Here is a 1,433-nt window from a genome sequence, read left to right as displayed (position 1 = left end):
GATCGTGCCCCAGGAGATGGTGTAACTGGCGGGAGATAGCAAAGCCGAGTGCCTGCGCGCTTCTCGTTGCGCTGTAGCGGGTGATCGGCTTTGCGGGCGGCCATCAGTGTTTTCCGCTAGGGTCGGGTTGTTCAAGACCAACCTGACGGAAAGACCACCGATGACCAATGACATGATGAACGTGCGCTCCCTCGTTGAGAAGAGCGCGGATGCAGATTTGTTGCGTGAGATGATTGGTTTTGCGGCCGAGCGGCTGATGGAGCTGGAGGTCGGCTCGGCCACGGGTGCTGACTTCGGTGAGAAGAACCCGATGCGGCTTGCCCAACGCAATGGCTACCGTGACCGCGATTGGGAGACGCGGGCTGGAACCGTCGAGCTTCGTATTCCGAAGCTACGCAAGGGCAGCTATTTCCCCAGCTTTCTCGAACCGCGTCGGATGGCGGAAAAGGCCCTGACGGCGGTTATCCAGGAGGCGTATATCCAAGGGATATCAACACGTTCTGTCGACGACTTGGTCAAGGCCATGGGCATGTCTGGCATCTCCAAAAGCCAGGTGAGTCGTCTATGCGAAGAAATCGACGTCAAGGTGAAGGCGTTCCTCGACCGGCCGATTGAAGGTGAGTGGCCGTATGTATGGGTGGATGCGACCTACCTCAAGGTCCGGCGCGGCGGCCGCATCGTTTCCGTTGCCGTTATCATCGCCGTCGGCGTCAACAGCGATGGTCGACGCGAGGTGCTGGGGATGGAAGTCGGCACGTCGGAAGCCGAGCCGATCTGGACGGAATTCCTGCGAAGGCTGACACGTCGAGGATTGCGTGGCGTGAAGCTTGTCGTCTCCGATGCGCACGAAGGTCTCAAGGGCGCCGTCACGAAGGTTCTCAACGCCACCTGGCAACGGTGCCGGGTTCACTTCATGAGGAACGTACTGGCGCATGCCGGCAAGAGCGGCAGGCGGGTCGTATCCGCCTTCATCGCAACGGCCTTTGCCCAAGAGACGCCGGAGGCAGCCAGCGCTCAATGGCGCAGTGTTGCCGATCAGATCAGACCGAAAGTGCCGAAGCTTGCCACCATCATGGACAACGCCGAAGAGGACGTGCTCGCCTATATGACCTTCCCGAAAGAGCACCGGGCAAAGCTCCACTCAACGAACCCAATTGAGCGTCTCAACGGTGAAATCAAACGCCGCACCGAGGTCATCGGCATCTTTCCGAACGACGAAGCCATCGTCCGCCTCGTCGGTGCGCTGTTGCTCGAACAGAATGACGAATGGGCCGTCCAACGCGCCAGGTACATGACCCTTGAGACCATGGCCCAAATGAGCGATGATCCGCAAATCAGTCTGCCCGCTGTGGCACGCTGACATCCCCTCCGACCCGACGTCGGAAAGCACGGCAATCAGCCGTCAGCTACACCACTCCAATGGACACGATCCG

1 protein-coding gene is annotated in these 1,433 nt (G+C 59.7%); it reads left to right on the top strand.

The features are described 5' to 3' along the window. The first annotated feature begins 160 nt into the window (after positions 1 to 160). Positions 161 to 1,360, top strand: a complete 1,200-nt coding sequence (locus tag DTW90_RS36930; RefSeq protein WP_132528784.1) for an IS256 family transposase — start codon at positions 161 to 163, stop codon at positions 1,358 to 1,360. The last annotated feature ends 73 nt before the right edge of the window (positions 1,361 to 1,433 follow it).

The organism is Neorhizobium sp. P12A, from assembly GCF_008365395.1.
Taxonomy (GTDB): Bacteria; Pseudomonadota; Alphaproteobacteria; order Rhizobiales; family Rhizobiaceae; genus Rhizobium.
The sequence above is the reverse complement of the archived record's forward strand: the minus strand, read 5'-3'. Positions and strand labels throughout refer to the sequence as shown.